19 protein-coding genes, 1 pseudogene and 1 riboswitch are annotated in these 21,542 nt (G+C 41.3%); of the genes and pseudogenes, 4 read left to right on the forward strand and 16 right to left on the reverse strand.

Annotation, left to right across the window (positions count from 1 at the left end; all coding sequences use genetic code 11):
• Positions 1 to 134 precede the first annotated feature (134 nt).
• Positions 135 to 437, forward strand: a complete 303-nt coding sequence (locus HRJ06_RS02835; protein WP_174728519.1) for a hypothetical protein — start codon at positions 135 to 137, stop codon at positions 435 to 437.
• Between the two features lie 114 nt (positions 438 to 551).
• The gene (locus tag HRJ06_RS02840; RefSeq protein ID WP_174728522.1) at positions 552 to 698 is read left to right on the forward strand and encodes a hypothetical protein; all 147 of its coding nucleotides are present in this window, start codon (positions 552 to 554) and stop codon (positions 696 to 698) included.
• Positions 699 to 824: 126 nt separating this feature from the next.
• Here HRJ06_RS02840 and HRJ06_RS02845 read toward each other — a convergent pair whose 3' ends face one another.
• From HRJ06_RS02845 to HRJ06_RS02910, 15 genes and pseudogenes are all read right to left on the reverse strand, one after another.
• Entirely contained in the window at positions 825 to 1,742 is a 918-nt protein-coding gene (locus tag HRJ06_RS02845) for a DUF7916 family protein (RefSeq protein ID WP_174728525.1), read from the reverse strand.
• A gap of 234 nt (positions 1,743 to 1,976) precedes the next feature.
• Entirely contained in the window at positions 1,977 to 3,236 is a 1,260-nt protein-coding gene (locus HRJ06_RS02850) for a DUF5667 domain-containing protein (RefSeq protein ID WP_174728527.1), read from the reverse strand.
• 99 nt (positions 3,237 to 3,335) lie between these two features.
• Positions 3,336 to 3,421, reverse strand: a riboswitch (cyclic di-GMP riboswitch).
• A gap of 99 nt (positions 3,422 to 3,520) precedes the next feature.
• Positions 3,521 to 3,874 carry a LysE family transporter gene (locus HRJ06_RS02855; RefSeq protein WP_174729299.1) on the reverse strand — a complete coding sequence of 118 codons (354 nt, stop codon included), beginning with the start codon at positions 3,872 to 3,874 and terminating at the stop codon, positions 3,521 to 3,523.
• A gap of 149 nt (positions 3,875 to 4,023) precedes the next feature.
• Positions 4,024 to 4,854, reverse strand: coding sequence for a manganese catalase (locus HRJ06_RS02860; protein WP_174728530.1), 831 nt, complete (start codon positions 4,852 to 4,854; stop codon positions 4,024 to 4,026).
• 88 nt (positions 4,855 to 4,942) lie between these two features.
• Positions 4,943 to 5,269 carry a YnfA family protein gene (locus HRJ06_RS02865; protein WP_174728533.1) on the reverse strand — a complete coding sequence of 109 codons (327 nt, stop codon included), beginning with the start codon at positions 5,267 to 5,269 and terminating at the stop codon, positions 4,943 to 4,945.
• Between the two features lie 272 nt (positions 5,270 to 5,541).
• Positions 5,542 to 8,667 carry an MMPL family transporter gene (locus HRJ06_RS02870; protein WP_174728537.1) on the reverse strand — a complete coding sequence of 1,042 codons (3,126 nt, stop codon included), beginning with the start codon at positions 8,665 to 8,667 and terminating at the stop codon, positions 5,542 to 5,544.
• 2 nt (positions 8,668 to 8,669) lie between these two features.
• Positions 8,670 to 9,131: a MarR family transcriptional regulator gene (locus HRJ06_RS02875; RefSeq protein ID WP_174728540.1), complete on the reverse strand. Its 462-nt coding sequence runs from the start codon at positions 9,129 to 9,131 to the stop codon at positions 8,670 to 8,672.
• Positions 9,132 to 9,379: 248 nt separating this feature from the next.
• Positions 9,380 to 9,820, reverse strand: a complete 441-nt coding sequence (locus HRJ06_RS02880) for a hypothetical protein (RefSeq protein WP_174728543.1) — start codon at positions 9,818 to 9,820, stop codon at positions 9,380 to 9,382.
• A 421-nt stretch (positions 9,821 to 10,241) separates the two neighbouring features.
• Complete coding sequence (locus tag HRJ06_RS02885; RefSeq protein ID WP_197969820.1) at positions 10,242 to 11,597, reverse strand: M20 family metallopeptidase; 1,356 nt, start codon at positions 11,595 to 11,597, stop codon at positions 10,242 to 10,244.
• Between the two features lie 5 nt (positions 11,598 to 11,602).
• Positions 11,603 to 11,763, reverse strand: a pseudogene (locus HRJ06_RS23655) (carbamate kinase); the annotation flags it as partial.
• Positions 11,764 to 12,383: 620 nt separating this feature from the next.
• Positions 12,384 to 14,723: a LysM peptidoglycan-binding domain-containing protein gene (locus tag HRJ06_RS02890; protein WP_174728546.1), complete on the reverse strand. Its 2,340-nt coding sequence runs from the start codon at positions 14,721 to 14,723 to the stop codon at positions 12,384 to 12,386.
• A 155-nt stretch (positions 14,724 to 14,878) separates the two neighbouring features.
• On the reverse strand, positions 14,879 to 15,568 hold the full coding sequence (locus tag HRJ06_RS02895; RefSeq protein WP_174728550.1) for a response regulator transcription factor: 690 nt from the start codon (positions 15,566 to 15,568) through the stop codon (positions 14,879 to 14,881).
• Entirely contained in the window at positions 15,546 to 17,024 is a 1,479-nt protein-coding gene (locus HRJ06_RS02900) for a sensor histidine kinase (RefSeq protein ID WP_174728553.1), read from the reverse strand. Before HRJ06_RS02900 ends, HRJ06_RS02895 begins: the two co-directional genes overlap by 23 nt.
• A 95-nt stretch (positions 17,025 to 17,119) precedes the next feature.
• On the reverse strand, positions 17,120 to 17,992 hold the full coding sequence (locus tag HRJ06_RS02905; protein ID WP_174728556.1) for a hypothetical protein: 873 nt from the start codon (positions 17,990 to 17,992) through the stop codon (positions 17,120 to 17,122).
• A gap of 15 nt (positions 17,993 to 18,007) precedes the next feature.
• A complete protein-coding gene (locus tag HRJ06_RS02910) occupies positions 18,008 to 18,400 on the reverse strand; it encodes a hypothetical protein (RefSeq protein WP_174728559.1) in 393 nt (130 codons plus the stop codon).
• Between the two features lie 510 nt (positions 18,401 to 18,910).
• Between HRJ06_RS02910 and HRJ06_RS02915 the strand changes: the two genes are divergently transcribed.
• On the forward strand, positions 18,911 to 19,696 hold the full coding sequence (locus tag HRJ06_RS02915) for a potassium channel family protein (protein WP_174728562.1): 786 nt from the start codon (positions 18,911 to 18,913) through the stop codon (positions 19,694 to 19,696).
• 31 nt (positions 19,697 to 19,727) lie between these two features.
• Here the strand turns inward: HRJ06_RS02915 and HRJ06_RS02920 are convergent, their stop codons facing one another.
• Complete coding sequence (locus tag HRJ06_RS02920; RefSeq protein ID WP_174728565.1) at positions 19,728 to 20,591, reverse strand: DUF421 domain-containing protein; 864 nt, start codon at positions 20,589 to 20,591, stop codon at positions 19,728 to 19,730.
• A gap of 94 nt (positions 20,592 to 20,685) precedes the next feature.
• Between HRJ06_RS02920 and HRJ06_RS02925 the strand changes: the two genes are divergently transcribed.
• Positions 20,686 to 21,036, forward strand: coding sequence for a DUF4363 family protein (locus HRJ06_RS02925; protein ID WP_174728568.1), 351 nt, complete (start codon positions 20,686 to 20,688; stop codon positions 21,034 to 21,036).
• Positions 21,037 to 21,542: the final 506 nt, after the last annotated feature.

Consider the following 21,542-nt stretch of genomic DNA (forward strand, 5'->3'; position numbering starts at 1 on the left):
ACCACCCAAATAACTGGTAAATTTCTTTTTCCAAGATTTACATCATGGAAATTGGGTGTTCGCCCGCTAATTATAGTTTAATTAAGTTTTAAAAGGCAATAAGTAGACTAGTCTCAAAAGGAAGGAGTGGCAACATGAAGAAAAAAAACCTATTGCTATCGATTTCTTTAGGATCAAGTTTATTTCTTGCAGGCTGCGGAAGTACGGAGGAGCCGCCGCCAGAAGAAGATCCAGTGCTAGAACAAGAAGAAACAGTACCAGTACCTGGAACTACTGATGGAACAGACAATGGAGACACTGAAGGTACAAATGATGGTTTCAGTGACGATGAAACAATTGATGATACTATGCCTGAAGATGAATCACTTAATGACGATAACACTTTAACTGACGAGGATATGACAGGAGATAGTTCTGAAGAATCAACTGAACAATAAATAGAATTTTAGCTAAAAACAGGACCCATCCAAAAACTGGATGGGTCCTGTTACTTATATTTAGCAGGCCTCCACTACACAATAATAAAGAGTAAAAACAAAGGAGAGCAGCTAATGACCAAGAAATTTAACGATGGCAGCAGAAATCAAAATTCTCCCAAGGCTGGGCATAAACGCTCATTCCATACTGGTGAGGTTCTAAGCGGTGATAACAGTAAAGGAAACAAACGAAATAAAGACCAAAGTGACAAAACAGACTAATTCGGAACACAAACGCCCGCTATGGGCAGCATATTGGTCACCAGGCTGGATAATCACGTGAGAAAGCCGGCTATAGCAGCCGGCTTTTATACTTATAGCTATTTAGTTTTTAAATAGTTCCTTTTACTATCTTAAAACTGACCCTGCCATTCTGACAAATGTATGTCTCTGGCCGCGAACGACAATGGAGTATGACATAATATTTTGGGGAATGGCGATTCCGTGCATTCCTGCATCTCCAATGTGGTACAGGTCAGCACCGGCCATCTTGCTGTTTAGAGCTATTTGTTTGATGGTTGCTTCATCGGCACCTTCCTGGCTAGTCCCAGTAGTCAAAATAGCGAGCGCCCCTTTTTCATGTACCATATCGACCAGCTTCCCAGTTTTCTCAACCGTGAACCCAGGAACTGTCCCTGGTGAGGGAATTAAAATAATATCTGCACCGGCCTCTACAAATGAGTTAAGGGTTTCTGCAGTCATCATGCTGCTTCCAGTCTCGCCCGCGACTCCGGCCCCGTGCATTTTCCCAGCAATGATCAGCCCGTCAGGACCAAAGGCAGCTCTTGCTTTTTCGATTGCCCGTGTGATTTCCGTATTGGAAACACCCGTTTTAGGATTCCCCGTTAAACAGACAAAGTCAAAGCCAAGCTCTTTTGCCTTCTCCAGAGAAGCCTTAGTGGCAATTCGGCCCTCGGGAAGCTGCTGTAATTCTTCTAATTTTTTCGCGGATAAATCTACTGGCTCAAGATTTAGTCCAACCGGACGCCCAATCATTTGCTTAAGCTTAATAACAATTTCCTCTGGACTTTCAGCTTCAAGACCTTGCATTTCTGGATTAAACACATCAAAAAAGTTCAATAAAACCATGTCCGCACCAAAGGCGGCCGCCATTTCTGCATTCGTCACTGCAGGATATAACGGTGAAAAACTTCCGATTACCTCTGATATAATTACTCTTCCCTCGGAAGCCACTATGGACTGCCTCAAATCTTGTCCACTCATTTTGAGAAAGTCGGATGCGGAACAATCTAGTAAACGTTTCAAACTAATACCTCCCAGGTAATATGTACTAAAAGAGACGGAGCTGGCTAGCAAGGATGTGACTCAAGCGCCATTTTTTATTCTTTCACTCCTGACAATAGTTTCATTCTCATTGAAATTATTAAAACAAAAATCAGCATACATTTCCACTTTCAGACTAAAAAACAAAAGTAAACTGTTCTTACCTAACCTTATCCTAATTAAAAAAAACCAGCAAAGAATGCTGGTCTCCAAACATTATTCTACAGCTTCCTCTTCAGAACCTTCACTGTCCGCGCCCTTCTGTGGCTTTTGCGAACGGTTTTCTGTGTTCTTTTTATCAGCTTCCTTTTTCTTTTCTTCTGCTTTCTTAGCTGCGTCTATTTTCTTTTCTTCTGATTTCTTCAAACCCTCTTGTTGTTTCTCGGTAGCTTTCTTTTCAGTTTCACTTTTCTTTTCTTGAACCTTTTGTTCAGCCTTTTGCTGCTTTTCTTCCACTTTCTTTACTTCCTTTTGCTGCTTTTCTTCCGCTTTCTTTACTGCCTTTTGCTGCTTTTCTTCAGCCTTATTCACGGATACAGCTTCAGCATTTTCCTGCTCTTCTAATGCTTCTTCGTCAGTGACTTCTGCAGCTGCGGCGGCGACAAGCGTATCCTCACCTTGTTCTGTTGCTCCTTCGGCCGCCTCTTCTGCAGCCCCGATTTGCTCTTCAGTGGCCTGGTCAAGTTCAGCCGGAGCTTCCTCCACCACAACTTCTGAATCGCTTGTTTCTTGCGGCTGAGGCAATGCTTCAGCGATCACTTTCGAAGCTTTAAACTTCCCGGTTTTTCTAACACTTTTAATCTCTGAAGGATGAAGGCCTAATTGCTTTGCTACTTCGCCGAACCCGATACCTTCTCCGGAAGCGAACAGGCTGGCTACTTCTTCAACAGACTTCTCTGTAGCACTTGCAAGCAAAAACACCTGGGCAATTTGGCCATATCCTAAGCCTTCATCCCGAAGTTTTTGTACCTGCTCCTTATCAAGGTCTTTTACTACCTCAGCAACCACCTTTGCTTCAGTCGTTGTCTCTTCTAGCTCCTTTTGTGCTTCTTCTTCTAATTCGTCTGCAACCTCAGGCGCAACCTCTGAAACTTCTTTTAGAGTTTCGGATAACTCCTCTGCGACAGCCTCAGTTGAATCATCCCTAACAATAACTTCTGTAATTTTCTCTTGAGCCTCTACTAACAATTTCTGATAGTCAGTTACTGCTAATTGGATGAAATCTTCCTTTTCCAGCTCTGTTAACTCTTTCGCTTCACTGAGCCGCTCTTCTGCAAAATCTAATAAAAGCTCGGCTTCCTTCTCATTATCAAATGTAATTAATAATTTCAAGTCTTCTAAAAGCTGATCAAATGTATACAAAAATTGGTCTTGAGTAATACCTGGTTCCGTAGTTCCTTCATTTTCAGATGCTGACACACCAGTTCCAAATGCTAGCATTGTGAAAAGAAATACTGCTGAAACTAACTTTTTCATACCTTTTCCCCCAAACAATCATAATTAGAATTAAATATTCAAAGGAAAGGAGCCCAAAACATGCTGCCCCCGAAGAACAGCATCTCACAGCCGTAAATCTTCGGTAACTGGCTGGCGTAGTTATAAATACCTTAGCCCCTTTAGTTTTGCGTCCTCAGGTTTCCCCAAGTTTGCCCTTACCGAATTTAACTCTATCTCTATCATAATCGGTCAAGATTAAGAAATACATAGAATAATAAGAAATATTATGCAATTTCCGTCGAAAAATCGTTCTATTTACCTAGTTAAAGTTTAATTGTATCGAGTATGGCATGAGGGTTAAGTAACGAAACCGACGCTGCAAATGCAACCTGCTTTTTCCATGTGAGATGAATACTATCCTCTTCACCCTCTGACTTCACTTTGCTTGTCCATGTCACATACCCCATATAAACCATAAAACTAATTCCAACACCGATTAGGTCACCATTTAGCCATGGTAGACTTAGAACGGCCGCTGACACACCTATAACTGCGAGCGTAATTAAGGCCGTATCACAAACCGCCGCTGTCAGAATAGCTGGGAGTGCTTTAGTTAAATTTCTATGTATAGCTCCTTGATTAAAAATAAAGATATTTTGAACACCTAGCGGCAGTATTAGCCCGAAGGCAAGCCGTGAATCATTGCGCCTGTCACCTGTAAACCTCCAATAACTTCAATATTTTTTTCTAAGTGAAACGTAAAATGTGTTCCTTTCCTCAGACTTTTAAAAAACCGCTGGCCCTTCCAGCGGTTCCTTATATTTAATTATTTCATCATTGGCAAAGTGTCATGTATATAAAGAGGTGCGGGAATTAACGATGGTTTCGGGCCAAACGGCACAGGCTGAGAGACATAGCGGAACTGGCCTTTTCCATCCATACTCGGCCCATTAGCCCACCTGCCTGCCGCACTCGCTTCTCCTCTAGAGAAGTTATAGAAATCATATGAAACTGCTTGTTTCTCAAGCTTGCGCGGGAATGTTGTCGGAACAACAATATCTCTTTCCCTTTCCTCCAGCTCACAAATGGCTGCTGCCCAAATATTCTGGTGGCCAGTGTCACGGGCAATCAGGAAAGACAGAGTATCTTTAACACCTGGATCCTCAGCAATTTCATAAAGGCGAACTGCCTGAAGCCGTCCCTGTGATTCTGCATTCAAGTTTGCCCGAAAATCTGCAAGCAGGTTTCCGCTAGCGATTGTATAAGTTGCATTCCACGGGTAGCCTACACTGTCTGCTGCCTTGGCTCCTAATCCAGTAACAATTGCATGCTGGGGATTCATTCCACCCATAACAGCAGCCACGACAGGATTACTGTCATAGGCAACCTGCTGGTCCTTTACAGGAGCATTATCAAGCAAGCGGGCAATCAAAGTGGCAAGCATTTCAATATGAGCCATTTCCTCCGTCCCCAAATCCATGAGAAGATCACGATATTTCGCATCCGCCCGGCTGTTAAAGCCTTGGAAGAGATATTGCATTGCCACCGTTATCTCGCCAAACTGTCCTCCTAGAATTTCCTGAAGCTTTTTTGCATAAACCGGATCCGGCCTGGCAGGCTTCGATTCGTATTGTAACTCTTTAACATGATAAAACATTAGGTTTGCAACCTCCTTTTTCTCGTCGCTAGTATCCTATGAGCGTTTAGAAAGAAGGGTTACTTGCCTACTGTTTAATCTTGATTTTTCAAGAACGAGGTGCCCATAAAATAACTGCTACACCAATAATACAAAGTAAAGCTCCGACCCAGTCATACAAATCTGGTGTCTTTTTGTCTATCCACCAGCCCCACAGAACAGAAAGCACAACAAAAACTCCACCATAAGCGGCATAAACCTTGCCGAAATCTGGGAATTTTTGCAGGGTCGGAATAATTCCATATGAAATAAGAACAATGCTTCCAATAATCCCATACCAATAAGGCTTGCCCTCACGAAGCCAGAGCCAAACCATATAGCCCCCTCCAATTTCAGCGAGCCCTGCCAACAAAAACAACACAATTGCAAAAACCAACGGTATCCACTCCATGTTTTAAAGTAATTTCCTACATTATTATAACGGATCACCCTCACCAGTTTTCATTCCCTGATTCAATTTGATAAGCAGACTTACAAACTCATTTAGAGAATAACACTATAATGAAGGTCTGTTTGTATAACAGAATAAACGATAAAATTAGTAGATTTTAAAAAACAACCGAGTAACCTGATATAAAAACCTTCATTAAATTAAGTGATTCCGCATAGAAAAAAGAGGCACCCTTGGGCACCTCTTTACCATAAAGATTAGTTCTCTGCTCGTTTAAACGGCCACCAATTAGCCTGGCCAAAGTTCTTGACCATTACTGGAATGAACAATGGCAGCATAATAGATGCATAAAGGAATAATCCTACTAAAATTATCGAAGCAATCTGAAGCAAGGAAAGCATTCCAGATGGCATCATTGCAGCAAACGTTCCGCCAAGAATAATAACCGCTGAGATTATAACTGTGCCCATTTTCTTCATGGCCAGCAGCATCGCATCTGCAACAGACATATCCTTATATTCATTGAAGCGATCCATAAGGAAAATACTGTAGTCTACACCCAATGCTATGAGAATAACAAAGGCAAAGAATGGAACGGCCCAGCTAATTCCCGTATAGCCAAGAATATTAACAAAAATCACTTCATTAATTGCCATAGAAGTATAATAGGTTAAAATCAATGATCCTATTATATAAATTGGCATGATGATAGACCGGAATAAGAATACTAGAATAATTGAAATACCAGCCAGCATCAAAATAACGGTTCTTGTATAATCCTTTCCAGACATTGTATCCATGTCAGCATTCGTACTTGTGATACCGCCGATGGCTACAACAGCATTTTCCAGCTTTGTGTCCTTCGTTGCTCTTGCTACTGCCTCTTTGATTTCCTCCACTTGACCCATAGATTCATTAGCATATGGACTTGAACTTAAGATAACATCCATTGTCATAACTTTACGGTCATTTGAAAGATAGACATCAAAGACTTGTGCAAACTCTTCATTTTCTAACACATCAGCTGGCAGATAAAATCCGCTGCCATTTGATCCAGACAAACCTGTTAAATATTCCTGGGCGGATCCAAGACCCTCAGAAACTTGATCGAGACCATCAGCACTCTGGTTAAGACCATCAGTTAACTGGCTCAGCTGTCCGCTAATATCACCAAATCCAGCCAATAGCTGCTCTTGCCCTCCACTGATTCCTTCCAACCCGTTCGTCATTTGCGGAAGATTATCAACGATCTGGCTTTGACCATCAGCAAGCTGATTTAACCCTTCTTGCTGCTGCTCAATTCCTTGAATCAGTTGTCCCAGCCCATTAGCCAGCTCATCCTGTCCGGAAACCGCCTGTTCGAAGTTCGTATTAGCTTCAGCCACCCCTTCAGTTAATTGAGCAAGACCTCCATTTAATTCAGTTAACCCTTGCCCTGCCTTTTCCAGCTCTTCTTGAAGAGCCAGTGCAGTTCCCTTCATCGTTAAATATTGCTCATCGGCTGCCAAGTCAGCATGTTTATTTTCTAGGTAAGGGAACAAGCTTCCATTTGTCTGTGCCAATCCGGCAGATAATTCAGCGAGTCCGCTCCCAAGCTCAGTGTATTTTCCCTCTAAAAATGACAACGTTCCATATACCTCTTGATAGCCTGCGAGCAGCTGCTGATATCCCGACAGCAACTCTTCTGCTCCAGCCTTTGTCTGTTCTAATCCATTTTTTAGTTCAGTTGATCCAGCAGATCCCTGACGGATTCCATTTTCAATTTTAGCCAGGTTGGTTTGCACTTCCGTTAACCCGGTTTGAATGGCATTCGTTCCTGTGATTAACTCATTAATACCATCCGTCGCACCTTGGAGTTCAGGTTCTGACTTCGCCAATTCACTGCCAGCTTCATGCAAGCCTGAACTAATTTCGTTGAGTCCAGCTTTGCCTTCGCCTAGACCTTCTTCAAGTGTGTCAGCCTGTGAGGCGACAAGGAAATCTTCAATCGGTTCCCCTGTCGGTCTAGTCACAGAACGAACAGTTTCAACTAAATCAACCTTTTCTACTTCCCGGCTGATTTTCTCAGCCAATCCTACGTACTCAGCAGAATCCATTTCCTCATCGTTTTTCAGAACGATTTGGGTTGGCATAGTTTCTCCAGGCCCGAAACTGTCGGCGATAGCATTGAACCCTTTTATAGAAGGAACATCACCGCTTATCTCCTCGAGTGAGTCATAGGACAGCTTCCCATCATAAACAGCTAAGAATGGGATACATACGACTGCTACTACAAGTAAAGCCAGCAGCGGACGTGATAATGAAAACCTTCCAACTGTTCCCCATAGCTTGCTTTCACCATGCTCAGCACTGCTTTTAGACGGCCAGAAAATTTTCTGTCCTAAAACAGCCATAAAAAACGGCACAATCGTATAGAGAGCGATAAGGAGAACCGCAACCCCTACAGCAACCGCAGCTGCTGACTGATAAAGAATAAATTGCGAGAATCCAATTGCTGCGAATCCAATCATTACAGCCACACCGCTAAAAAATACAGTTCTGCCCGCATTGCGGTAAGTAGCTAAAATCGCGTCAGCAACGCTTTCTGTTTTTGCCAATTCTTCCTTAAAACGGCTTAGCAGCAGGATGCAATAGTCCGTTCCAATCCCGAATAAGACTGCAACCAAAAAGATTTGCGTATAAGACGAGATTGGGAAATCCAACTTATCAACCATGAACGACACGATCGATTGAGAAGCCAAATATGAAAAACCTACAGTTAAAAGCGGGATAATCGGTGCAACGACCGACTTGAAAACGAGCAGCAGAACAACAAGAATAAACACTACTGTAATACCCTCTGTTTTCTTCAGGCCTTCTTCTGAACTTTTCATTAAGTCATCATTGATTAACCATTGGCTTGTATAATAGTAATCTACATTTATTCCTTCAATTGTTTCATATAAAGCGTTACTTACCTCACTGTTTTCCCGGTCATTCCAGTTAAGGCTAACGGAAGTGAGGATCGACTTTCCATCGTCGGAGACGAGCTGCTCCTCTAAACTCTCTTCATTAAAGTGGCTCAGAATCTCGGTTATCCCTAGTTCTGCTTTATTCTCTTCAAGAAGCTGGACGGCCTTTTCAGCTTCCTTGATCTCAGTTTCAGTTAATTTTTCAGAGCTGTGAAACACAAGAGCAACCTGGGTTTGATTTCCTCCGCCTTCCTGCTCCTGAACATCTGTCATAATTTCAGAGGCAAGCCTTGAAGAGTATTCTTCAGGAACATCTATCTGCCCCTTTTCACGTACAAGCTCAGCCATATTGGGAGCCGCCATAAACAACCCAACCACAATGGCAATCCAGGCAACGATGACAAACCATTTTCTTTGGATTATAAAATTCACGCCTATTCCTCCATCTGCTTATCTTTGCTGTGTATTAAGATATCATTTAGCTTTTCATATGTTTCTATAAACTGACTGATCTCGGATTGGTCAAACTGGCTGATCAGCGATTCCACCAGCTTATGAATCCGCTGTTCTGCTTTTAAATATAGTTCATTTCCTTTATCGGTAAGGGTTAAATACACAATCCGCCTATCGTCTTCATCACGAGTTCTTTGGATTAGCCCTTTTTCCCACATCCGATTAATAATCGCTGTAATTGCACTTTTTTTCACATCGAATACTTCAGCCAGTTCAGATGAATTACACGATTCTGCCTGGTAGATATATCTTAGTGTGTAGTGCTGATCACTGGTGAGATCACTGCCAATCTGTTCCTTTATAAGCGATTCAGCCTTTTTTGTAACAGAAAACGATAACTGTATATACTTATCAACTAACTCCTTAATATTTTTCTCAGTCACTATTAGCCACTCACCTCACAAAAATATTGTTCTCATACTTAACTGTTCAACTGTTTAATCATTAACAGACTTAACTTTAATCCAAAACAAATTCCATGTCAAGAACTGGATGGTGTCAGGTGCCATCCAGTTTTTTTTAAAAAAAAGGACCTGCCACTTCAGCAAGTCCACTTTGTTTGTTTTTATAGAATTTCAGCTACTGCAAATTTTAGGACCACCATAGAAAGAATAAATAGCAAGAGGTTTTTTCAGCCCACTTCGAGTCTGCCGCCTTTTTCCTGTATGTTGCCCATCCCCACGATATTCCAGAACCACTTATTGTCCCTCCACCTGTTGCGAGTGGCCCCCGATACGCGGACTTCACGTGTCCTGATTTCATGTCTTGCCCACAGCAAAATGAGGACAATATCAAGGATCGTAGCTGCAGTAAGTGCTGTAATGAAAAACGTATTTGAAGGCTTCCACTTGCCGGCATTTTTTATCTCCTCTAACTTCCTTTTTGCTTCATAAACTTTTAATTCTTCATCAATTTCCTGCTTGAATTTCGCTGACATCTCAATAGGCTGGTCATTAAGTTTTCGATCATCGAAATAAGAAGTAATCCAATAGATACCAGCACCCATCAAAATTAAGTAAAGAGCGAAAAATCCAAAGATCGCCTTCCGATTCTTTTGAATTTTCTTTGTCATTTTAAAACACCCCTGGCCAAATATTATAACACCCAGATAGCAGACTCCATCATTACACCAACTTTGCAAAGTCCCATTATAATTATTCTAAAATATTCGGAATTTCCCTTCTTTGGTGACAGACACCATCCATTTATTTGGAATTAACAAAAACGGACTTGCCGCTGTTGGCGAGTCCGTTTTGCGAAGCCTATAGATAATTAATCGTCATCATGGTATTGTCGTTTTTATCACTGTCGTCGTTGTCATCCTACATATCAACCTCTTTTTCAAGTATGTTTCCAGTGTAGGAATGGCTCTTAAGTTCTGTCTTTGTTTTGCCATTTTTTATTTATTAACGCAGCGACTACAACAATAATACGGAATAACAATGATAGGCGGTTGGCATTTTCAGCTTTTTCATGACTAAATCTCCCCATTCCTAACGTGATAATTGATAAATCGACTTTGCATAAATTCGTATCGCTTGCTGGATATCCTTTATCACTATATATTCATTCGGCTGGTGCTCGACCTTTTCTCTGCCGGGAAAAACTGCTCCAAATGCAACACAGTTTTCCATCGCCCTTGCATAGGTTGCTCCACCGGAACTAATTGGTTTTGATGTTAGGTCTCCGGTTACTTCTCTGTACACACTTAGAAGTGTCTTTATGAGCGGATGATCCTCAGGAACATAAATAGGCCGCAAATAATCATATTCCTCGTACTTCAAACCAAATTTTTCAGCACTTGCAGATAACCGTTTTACCAGCTGCTCTTTATCTGCGGTCACCGGAATCCGCATATCGATGGATAAGGTTTCCCGTTCAGCCAGCTCGATTTTCCCAATATTAAACTTTAATTTGCCGCTCACTACATCCTCACAAATTCCAAAAATTGATTCAGCAAATGCATCTTCTCTAATTTCACTGCAGATAAAGCTGATGGTTTTTGAAGAAATACCAGCAGCCTGCATCGCCAGCACAAGCCGAACAATTGCATTTTTCCCGGTCTCTGCTACTTGGGCATGAACCGGCTCTCCCAATACCTTTAGCCCGTCTGTGATAACCTGATATTCATACCCCAGCTGCTCCAGCTCCTGCTTCACTTCAGCCACCAGGTCACCCTTGTACTCAGCTGCATCTGGCACCGCATTAAAAGCAGTTCCCGCTTTCAAGCAGATCCCTGAATTATTTTTTGCGGATAAGGTGAGCTGAAGCAGCCCTTTTTCAGCAAATACAAGCGGAAAACTAGAGTCGGGTGTAAAACCCATCGATGGCATTTCTTCTCTTTGACTGTATTCCTTCATGCAGCGCCATAGTGTTTCCTCGTCCGTTCCAAAAATGAATCGAATTCTTTTGTTAAAAACAACTCCGGCATCCATTAATAGCTTGACTGCATATAAACTCGCGAGTGTCGGCCCTTTATCGTCTTGGGTGCCCCTTCCAAAAACCTTTCCATCCTTCACCATTGGGTCGAAAGGCTGGGTATCCCATACTTCAAGTTCTCCAGCGGGAACAACATCCACGTGGCCAAGGATGCCAATCATTTCAGCTCCTGAGCCAATTTCTGCGCATCCGTAATACCCCTCCGGATTTTTGAATGTACGAAATCCTAGACTATTTGATATCGCAAGTATCTCATCCAAAGCGCGGTCAATGTCCTCACCAAAAGGCTTGCCTTGTGATTCCTTACCAATAATGCTAGGCACACTGACAATTTTTTTCAAATCTTCAATAAACGATTTCTCGTTCTCCTTTATCCACCAATCCATATGCTGGTCGCTGAATGGGTACAATATCTTCACTCCTTACTTATAGTTCCGGTATCTCCTTGCAGAGCTTCATAGGCCTTTTCAAGTGACGTAATGATTGCTTTTCGGCCCGGTTTGATTCTGCAAACATTAAAACAGCCTCTATTTTTGGCAGCATGCTTCCCGGCGCAGAATGCGATTCTTTAGTATACCTCGAGCAATTTAGCCTTTCTGGAAAATGCTAGGCCATTCTTAACTACAAGAATATGAGTAACGGCAATAACAATATCCTTATCAATGTTCTCTTTCTCCAAAACTCCAATAGCGCATGTTTGATTCCACTATCCCAATCTACCCTGACTAGTCACACCGCATGTACCGAGCAGCATTGGCCCCAGCTTTTCACTTTGATTCAATTGATGTTGCATTGCAGACAATATATTCCCTACCTGTAAGTCCGTTCCCATGGGCAACCACCAAATCGTAACCGTCTTTGACCAGCTTGGCAAGCTGGTCTGCTGTATCCTAGCAAGCTTTTTTTGTTCATCTGCGGTTGCCTAATTTCCTTTCTGAATCGCATTTCGGCCCAATTCGGCTGGCTCATCTGCTAAAGCCTTTTTAAAAAGCAGGGCAGTATTAAAAAGTTGTGAGCAGTTGAAATTCCAAAGTGCCGGAACCCATTGCGTCTGCAGTCTCCAGGAGTCTCGCTACTTTACTGTTGTTAATCTGCTATAAACAATAACTTTTAACACGATAAAGAACAACAAAAGGCAAGCAACATATTAATTTCCATTAATACGCCGCTTACCTTTTTCTATTATTATATTGGCCTTATAGGACTGGAATAGTCAGCTGTTGGCCAATATACAAAGCTTTTGCTGGATCAAGCTGGTTTGTATCCACGATTACCTGGATCGTCACCCCATGCTGCTGCGCAATTTTCCACAGTGTATCACCCGATTGAACAGTATGTGTGATGGTTGCTGGCGGTGCCGGCTGTGCAGGTTCCGAAGCTTTCGGAATCAACAGCTTTTGCCCAATCATTAAAGCCTTTGCTGGATCAAGCTGGTTTGTATCCACGATTGCCTGGATCGTCACCCCATGCTGCTGGGCAATTTTCCACAGTGTATCACCCGATTGAACGGTATGTGTGATGGTTGCTAGCGGTGCCGGCTGTGTTGGCTGTTGCGATTCTGATACTTTCGGAATCAACAGCTTCTGGCCAATCATTAAAGCTTTTGCTGGATCAAGCTGGTTTGTATCCACGATTGCCTGAATCGTCACACCATGCAACTGGGCAATTTTCCATAGCGTATCACCGGATTGAACAGTATATGTGACTGTTTTAGCAGGTGGCTCTGGCTGTGTTGGCTGTGTCGGTTCTACAAGTGCCGCTGCATTCGGAATTGTTAATTTCTGGCCGACTAATAACGGCTTTGCAGGGTCAAGCTGATTAGCATCAACTAGTGCCTGAATGGTTACACCAAACTTATGTGAAATTTTCCAGAGAGTATCACCTGGTTCAACAGCATAACTAACTGTATTAATGGTCTCCGGGGTAGCATTCGGGTCTGGAATTGAACGAGTAGCCACCGCGTTTTTCAAAATATATCCTTCAAATCCTCTGCTGTCGACATAAAAATTAACCTTGTACCAATCAGCGGTTTCATCCAGAATGGTTAATTGAGTACCTGCTGGAACTGTGACAAGGACTTCATTTGTCAGGGCAGGGCCTTTTCTAGAAATGGTTTCTTCAACCACAGTCCCGCGAATGTCAGCAATATTCATTTTCTTTGTCAGATTCTCTGAAGTGGCCTCATTGCCGGCGAGATCCTTCATTTGAAAAGCAACTGTATATTGGTGGCCGTAGGTTACAGTTTGGCCAGTCTCTTCTTTACCATCCCAATATTTACCATGCCAGCCCTGGTTCAGCAACCCAAAATCGACTGTTCTTACGACTAGCCCATGGCTGTCTTTTACAAACATTTTCACGTAAGCATCTTCACTAAGGTGGAAATTAACTCGTGCGTCCCCAACCTCAAGAGGCGAATAACGAAACGGAATCGCTTCAAGGGTGAGACTTGGTTTAACCGTGTCATTTGCAGATGCATAATAATATAGATTGCTGCTAGAATCAATCGCTACCAGTGCACCTTCCACAGCTCTTAATGGCTGATAACTTGCTCCTGGTGCAGTCATATTCCGGACTAGCTGGCCAGTGTTACTATCCAGCCATTTAATCTCACCATCTCCGTTTGCAATAATATGAGCTGGCGTCACAATTAACGGACCGCGTGAAAATGAACCGGTTTTGTAGCTCCAACGCAAAGCCTTTGTGATCCTGTCATATGCTGCTACATTTCCATTGCTCGTTTTTGTAAAAATGGTTGTGGCGTTCATCTCAAAATCAAAGTTTTCCTGAACTAAAAACTTCCAAAGGAACAGGCCATTTACAGAGTCGAACGCATGCATTTCCTTATAGCCTTTTACATATAGCTTCCCATCCATAAACGCTAGTTTTGTAGCATAGTAGTCTACATTTGTTGACGTCCACTGAACTTGGGCGGTTTCAGCATTTATAGCATACATTTTACGCTCCATGTCCAGCTGATTATCTGTTACAAAAAAGACTTTCCCATTGCCGAATGCAATGTTACTATGCGGCTTTTCCCGGCTTGGAAGTGTGTACTCCCACTTTTCTGTTCCTGTTTGCAGGTCAAGAGCAGCAATTTTTCCGGTTTTAAATAGATAGAGTGTCGACCCCTCCACTGCAAATCCAGACGCCTGATAAGCTTTGGTCCATAGAATAGCAGCGCCGGAACCATTATCCTTCAGAGCCGTGAATGCCCCATTCGCCTGAAAGAACAGAACATCGCCAGCGCCGGTGAAAGAGTAATAAGCCGTATTCGCATTTGTGGCATATTCCCATTTAACCTTGCCATCTAAAGCATTTACCGCTGTTATTTTATTGCCTTGACGCTCAGGAATATAGATGGTCTGCTGTTTCACAACAGCCTCATCATACTCGCTGTATGGAAGCAAATCGGTGGTGATCTTTTGCTTCAAGTCAACATTTAAAGGCACATTTACGTTAGCAGCTGCAAACGCTGTTAAAAAGATGAAGCCAAATAATGTTGTAAAACTAATCATTGCCAAAAGTTTCTTTGACATCTCTCCCAGTCTTCCTCTCATAAAAAAAATAATAATAACGAGAGAATAATATCACAGCAAATAAGAATGGAAAACTGGGAAGTGATGGGCAGAACGGACTGGGCTTTCAAAAGAAGAACCAGCAATCTATCGACGAAAAAAAGCAGTTCCAAAATTCATATCTTCAGCCGATAGCCCGCGCTCCAAACTGTTTCAATATACTGTGGCCTGGACGAATCTAATTCGATTTTTTCCCGGAGTTTTCGAATATGAACGGTGACAGTGGAGGTATCCCCAAACGAATCAATTCCCCAAATTTTTTCAAAAAGCATTTCCTTGTTGAAGACCCGATTTGGATGTTGTACGAGATAAAGAAGAAGATCATATTCTTTCGCAGTCAAAATAATCTCTTTTTTACTGATAAAGACACGCCGATCATCCATATCAATCATAAGAGTGCTTAAGGCAATTATATTCTTTTTAGCCTGTTCTTTGCCTATCAATCTTTCATACCGTGATAAATGAGCTTTCACTCTAGCAACCATTTCTCCAGGACTGAACGGTTTTACCATATAATCATCTGCTCCCAGACCTAGGCCCCTAATTTTATCAACATCTTCCTTTTTGGCTGAAATCATTAGAATAGGGGTGTCCTTTTCCTTACGAATTTGGCGGCAAATTTCATAACCGTTCATGTCCGGAAGCATAAGGTCGAGGATATAAAAATCAAATTGTTTTAATAAGGCCTTCTCAAGCCCCTGTTTCCCATTCTCCTCAATTTCTACTTGAAACCCATCCGCTTCTAGATAATCTCTCTGCAATTCTGCGATATCATGATCATCTTCAATGATAAGAATCTTTTTCATTACCATCACCTTCCAAGTGTTTACGCGGGATAGCCAGAAAGATTGTTGTTCCTTGACCGATTACGCTTTCTGCCTGGATTGACCCGCTATGGCCTTCGATAATTTGTTTAGCAATCGTCAACCCTAGCCCTGTTCCTCCAGTTTTTTTATTACGTGAAGATTCGACCCGATAAAATGCTTCGAAGAGGTAAGGAATTGAAGCTTCCGGGATTCCCGGTCCATTGTCTTTAATGGTAATGACCGCTTGTTTGTCTTCGGCTGCAAGAGATACCTGAATGAGTCCATTTGGTTTATCCATATACTTAGCACTGTTAAAAATCACATTGTTCATAACTCTTGATAATTTTTCCTGGTCGGCACGCACATAGATGGAAGGCAGACCTTCTGTAAGCAACTCAAGCTCAATTCCTGTTTTTTGAAGCTCCAATCCCACTTCGTCTGTTAGTTCCTTTAAGTAGCTAACAAGGTTGATCTTTTCAAAATGAAATGGCACTTGTTTCAGATCAAGGGTTGAAACCAAAAACAGCTCATCAATCATGGCATCCATTTCATTAGCCCGCTTCGAAATGATCTCGAGGTACTTCGCTCTTTTTTCAGCTGTATGTGCAATACCATCCTGGATTCCCTCCACGTAGCCTTTGATTGAACTAATCGGGGTCTTCAAATCATGAGAAATATTTGACAACAGCAGCTTTCGGTCATTTTCATATTGAATTTGTTTTTCAACTGATTCTTTCAATTTACCTCTCATCACCTCGAAGTCTGAGATGAGTTCTCCAATTTCATCTTTTCGATTGGAGGCTAGCTGAAATTGCAAATCACCTTCATTAATTTTCCTGGTTGATTGCTGGAGCAATTTTAAAGGGTTGATCAAGCTTTTTGAAACAAGATACGACAGGAGTCCATTTGTTAAAATAAGGATCAGTAACAGCAACATCAGGATGACAGGCAAATACTGATTTGTAAATTGTTCGATTCCACCAGCTTCTTCGACGATAAAAATACTGCCTTTCTGGCGGTTTGATAGATAATAATCATGCTGCCGAAACTTATATGGAATACCTTCTATCTCAACACTATCGTGAATTTGGTTAGCAAATTCCCCAAATGCGGGAAGATAGCCCTTAACCGGCAAATCACCAAATCGTTCCGCCGAGTAAAATAAGCTGTCGTCCACCCTGAGAACCAATCCATAATCATATTTGTTTAGATTCTCATCCATTTCATCTAAAAAAGAGACATCCATAAGCTTATCCGGATCAGCTGTTGTCAGCAGCTTCAGTTCCCCAAATAGAGAGTCTCGCTTGGCAATCCTATCTAATTCAAACCCGGATCCCGTCATGCCACTTCCACCCGCCAATACAAAGTACATGGCCGTAACAGCAACAAAGAAGAGAATAATAGGGACAATAATCATCGCACCGAAGGCCAAAGCCAGCTTTTTTTGGATGGACATACTAATTCACTACTTTCTTCTTGATAGAAAGGCTGAAACTTCTACCATTACTATAATAAAAATAGGGCCTTGTAACTCAGCCCTATTTTTACGAATTAATGTACTTTTTTCATTTCAAACCTTTCAACCACTTTACCTTCTAGGTTTATTTTGTCAATTTGAGTCTTGTTTACATTTGTTACGGCAATACTTACGTTTATTTCTACCTCATGTGCTATTCCGCTTTGATCTTTGCCTCTCACTGTGAAGGCAGCATCCTGGTTTTTGAGGTAGCCTTCATCAGTTAGGTTCGCTTGTACAAATACTTTTTCGATAGTAATATCCCTTTCAAGCATAGGGAGCTTAGAAACAAAGTTTTCAGCTAAGAACGGATATTCAGCAGTACTTAACTCTATTTCACTATGAGCTTTAAAACCCATTTTGATCACTTGCTGGCCAATCGAGTGGATAATGGCTGGAATATCTTCGTTGTTCATCTCAATAATGATCGTATTTTTATCTACTTTAAAATCATCCTGAATCGGCTGTGTGACTGCATTCATCACCAGCTCACCAAGCTTCATCATGGCAGGATCGTGGAACTTCTTCCCATCACTAGTGTTCATTTTAGGATGTTTTTCTTCTGTCAGATAATAGGTTTCTTCTCCAGTACGCTGGATGATTGGCTGACCATCCTGCACAATGGCATTAAGCTGAAGCTCTTGATCAAGCGTTTTTATCTTTACTGCCCCCTCCGCCGAGTCTTGTTTCTTATCGAACTTCATGATTGTGTTTGTGTCTAAAAGCAGTTTCCCATTGTCCGTAATCGACATCTGCAGTTCTGTTGTTGCGTTATCCAATGTATGAGTCTTTTTCACCGCTACTTTATAGGACTCATAACCCGGAGAGTCGGCAAGGATGCTGTATGTTCCCGCCCCCGTGAACAAGATTCCTGCTGCAGCTACAATTGTCCATACTTTCTTTTTCATCACAAGTTCCTCCTTTTAAAATGCATACCAATTCGTCATAAAAGCTAAAATCACTACCAAAATGATAATATAGGCGATACCAGCCACAGTAACTTTCTTTAAAGGCTGGCGGCCTTCAGGTTCTGCTTCCGCTAAGTACTGCTTTATTCCTTTCGACATCATTCCAAGTGTTCCGCCCATGGCAGCTATCAAAATTAAAACGATCCACGTTTTCCCCTCCTGGAAAGAGGGATAGATTAGCAGCCCACTTACGAGGACAACTAGTAAACTTATATTTGCTGCTAGAATTGCCCTCTTCCAAAAACGTGCGCCATATAAGGCTTTTTTCAGCGCTAAAAAAGGCAAAGGAATTAAAATCAAAAACACAATCGATACTGCTCTATGCATCATAAAGGCAGCTGTCCACAAACTAACTCCTCCTTTCTTCTTGTTTCTGTTCTCAGCTTAATCAATAAAAATAAATACCTTCTAAACGAATTCTTAAAAAAATCTTAAATCGTGTTAGAGACTAGCTGGTGTTTTGAATTTGGCCACAATTGATGATTGAATGCGGATGGCAGGGTAGAAGCGGGCATTTTGAGGTAAAGAGGAGGTTGCGCATCAACTTGTTACAAAAAAGACTAGCTTCGATACAAGAAACAATTTTATGGAGGTTACTCACAAAGTGGTAAAAAAAAGATCGGGTTCACTTGTGTTAGGTGGACTTGTTTATGGCTAAGGCCGGTTAGCGGTTAACTATCCGATTCTTCCAGTATCCGGCCGTAAACCCATCACCAAACTGCTCGCCCGGTGATAAAGTCCCGTCAGCCCGACTTCCAGCCAATTTTAATAGAAAATAGAATAGAACACCTTTTTCAGGAAAAAATGAAGTTGAAGATCGGATTTTGAGCTGCAGTTCGAAAGGTTAGGAGCACGGGTATGTTAATTGGATTTATTATGAAAGTGCTAAAGAAGACCATTAAAATTGAACATTGGAAGTTAATTCAGCTGGGTTTAATTTTTTTGGGGTTTAGTTCCTTAATTCTTTTCTATTTAGAACCGAAAGAATTTAATAATCTCTTTAACAGCTTCTGGTTCGTGATGACGATTGTTTCACAAGTTGGGTTAGGCGATTATATCCCTGTCACGGTCCCAGGAAAGCTTTATACTATGTTTGTTTACTTGGTGGGGGTTGGTTTTTTCGCTATTATCATTGCCAAATGGATTGATTTAATGAACAATTACGAAGAGTTAAAGGAGGAGGAGTCTATGGGGTTTAAAGGAGAAAATCAAGTAGTTATCATTAATTGGTCTGAAAAAGCCAAAGTAACCATTCAGGAGGTAATTGATAAAAGTGAAACTACTACTGTTGTCTTGATTGATCAAATGCCCAATTCCCCTATTAATAATGAAATGGTGCATTATGTATCGGGCGATGCAACGAAGTTTGAAGTTCTTAAACGGGCTAATGTCTTAAAAGCAGCCACGATTTGTATTCTCGCTTCTGATACAGGAGATCCTATCGCGGGAGATGGCAAGACGCTATTGATTGCTTCTACAATTAAACACATGGCTACAAAGGAGGACGCTGCTGTTTTTGTGATTGCAGAGATCTTAGATGAGGACCACATCACAAATACGAATCAAGATTATATTGATGAATTTATTTTATCCAACAAACCTTTTTCTCATCAAATGGCGGCAACAGCCCTGCGGCCACGCTGACCTGCTGCTTATGGGTTTTTCCACGTAAAAATCAATCCTTTAAATAGACAGCGATTTCGTCCATTAGCTTATCCATTTGTTTTGCATGTTCACGATAGACCTTTTTAGCTTCGGCATTTTCTGTCTTTAATGAGAAACTAATAAGGCTTTTTTGCAGCTGCTTAACATTCGCAGCTACTAATAACTTTTCCTTCATCTGAGGCATCTTCAAATTATCGTTATAAAGATCAGCATATACATTTCCCATTGAATCGATCTGCGCCATAAAAACATCTGAAAAACCCTTTGCCCCTTGTTTGTTAATTTCACTTAATAGCCACTCTTTCGTAAACCCATAATCTATCAGGGATTTCTCCATCAAATTCCCATCAATTACAACAATACGAGGCTGCGTTTCTTTTTTAACATTCATCCCAATATCTTTTGGGGTAAGCGGCTGTAATTCCCGTTTTTTCAGCACGGTGACTTGCCCATTTTTTTCCATAGTCGCCGACTGAACATCAGATAATTTAAAGACACTTTGCTGGCGAAGCAGAATCATCATCTCATCAATTGTTAAGTTAACCTTCCTCATATTATTCTCGAGAATCTTCCCATCGCTTACTAGGGTCGTAGGTTTCCCTTCCAAAAGAGTACGAAATTTAGGTGACTTCAGTTCGGCCTTTGCAAGAATAAGCGGAATAACAGACCAAATAATCATTCCCAAAATGAAATTTGACATTCTGATATGCGGACTAAATGTTAGTTCAGCCGCAATACTCCCTATAGAGATCCCTACAATATATTCATAATATGTAATCTGAGTAATTTGCTTTTTGCCCATTATGCGTGCCAATATAAGCATTAAAAAAAAGCCGACAAGTCCACGTACCAGCACGTGCGCTAATTCAGTCATCGATACATCCCTTATTTTCTTTATAGTATTTTCCATTATAGGAGAAACTAAGAGAAACTATACTTGTTAAAACTGTAAGGAGGATCAGCTAACTGTGTTCAAACCTCAGTTTATCTGTTTATCAATGGTTTTTCTTATTATTCTGTCTGGCTGTGATTTAGTAAAAACCGAAAAAGATGAGGTGCTTTTTAAAACCGCTTCGGATGTTCATAAACAAATTGAACAACAGGAATGGGATAAAGCCCTGACGACTATTAAAGAATTCGAAAACTTATATGAAGACCGCAAATGGAAATTACAATTGTTAGGCGAACTGGAGGATTATAAGGAACTCGAACTGGAAATCGTCACACTAAAAGAAAGTCTAAAAGAAGAGGATCGTTTTGAAGCTAAGGTTGGCTTAAAGCAGATTGAACATCGCCTTCACTTAATTTATGAACTTTAAAAAATGTGCCGCTCTAAATGTAACAGGGTCGGTTGAATACAAAAACTAAATTAGCACACCTATTCGCAACTGAATTAGCCTGCTTCTTTTTGTTGATATATGGGTTTTTAATAAATGACGGGTGAATAAGCCCTGTAATTAGCACCCCTTTTAACCTGATGACATGAATTTTTGTCAGCGTGAGAATTCATATGCTAATTGGTATTCTTATCCTTAATACAGTAATCAGTGACCTATAAAATAAGCGGAGGTTTTCCCGTTAAGTAAAGCAAAATGGTCAATTTTCAGGTTTATTGACTTAAATAGGCGGAATCTTTTCCTCTATTTAAGCTCTGTTTTTGCGATTTTTCTAATTAAGAGGAATTTCTCCGCTTATTTATCAACCATGCAGGTCCGTGAGAGTCCGGTTGGGGTTAAACAGAATATTTAAGAATGGGGATTCGAATGGAACTACCGGGGTGCTTACTCTTCATAAGACTGGTATAAAAAATGCTTGGAGCGTATGT

It is taken from the genome of Mesobacillus harenae, assembly GCF_013343715.1.
Lineage (GTDB): Bacteria > Bacillota > Bacilli > Bacillales > Cytobacillaceae > Mesobacillus_A > Mesobacillus_A harenae.

Bases quoted from the DNA above. Each gene is read 5' to 3' on its own strand.
- HRJ06_RS02835 (WP_174728519.1), top strand. From the start codon at position 135: ATGAAGAAAAAAAACCTATTGCTATCGATTTCTTTAGGATCAAGTTTA.
- HRJ06_RS02840 (WP_174728522.1), top strand. From the start codon at position 552: ATGACCAAGAAATTTAACGATGGCAGCAGAAATCAAAATTCTCCCAAG.
- HRJ06_RS02850 (WP_174728527.1), bottom strand. From the start codon at position 3,236: ATGAAAAAGTTAGTTTCAGCAGTATTTCTTTTCACAATGCTAGCATTT.
- HRJ06_RS02860 (WP_174728530.1), bottom strand. From the start codon at position 4,854: ATGTTTTATCATGTTAAAGAGTTACAATACGAATCGAAGCCTGCCAGG.
- HRJ06_RS02880 (WP_174728543.1), bottom strand. From the start codon at position 9,820: ATGACAAAGAAAATTCAAAAGAATCGGAAGGCGATCTTTGGATTTTTC.
- HRJ06_RS02890 (WP_174728546.1), bottom strand. From the start codon at position 14,723: ATGTCAAAGAAACTTTTGGCAATGATTAGTTTTACAACATTATTTGGC.
- HRJ06_RS02895 (WP_174728550.1), bottom strand. From the start codon at position 15,568: ATGAAAAAGATTCTTATCATTGAAGATGATCATGATATCGCAGAATTG.
- HRJ06_RS02900 (WP_174728553.1), bottom strand. From the start codon at position 17,024: ATGTCCATCCAAAAAAAGCTGGCTTTGGCCTTCGGTGCGATGATTATT.
- HRJ06_RS02905 (WP_174728556.1), bottom strand. From the start codon at position 17,992: ATGAAAAAGAAAGTATGGACAATTGTAGCTGCAGCAGGAATCTTGTTC.
- HRJ06_RS02915 (WP_174728562.1), top strand. From the start codon at position 18,911: ATGTTAATTGGATTTATTATGAAAGTGCTAAAGAAGACCATTAAAATT.
- HRJ06_RS02920 (WP_174728565.1), bottom strand. From the start codon at position 20,591: ATGACTGAATTAGCGCACGTGCTGGTACGTGGACTTGTCGGCTTTTTT.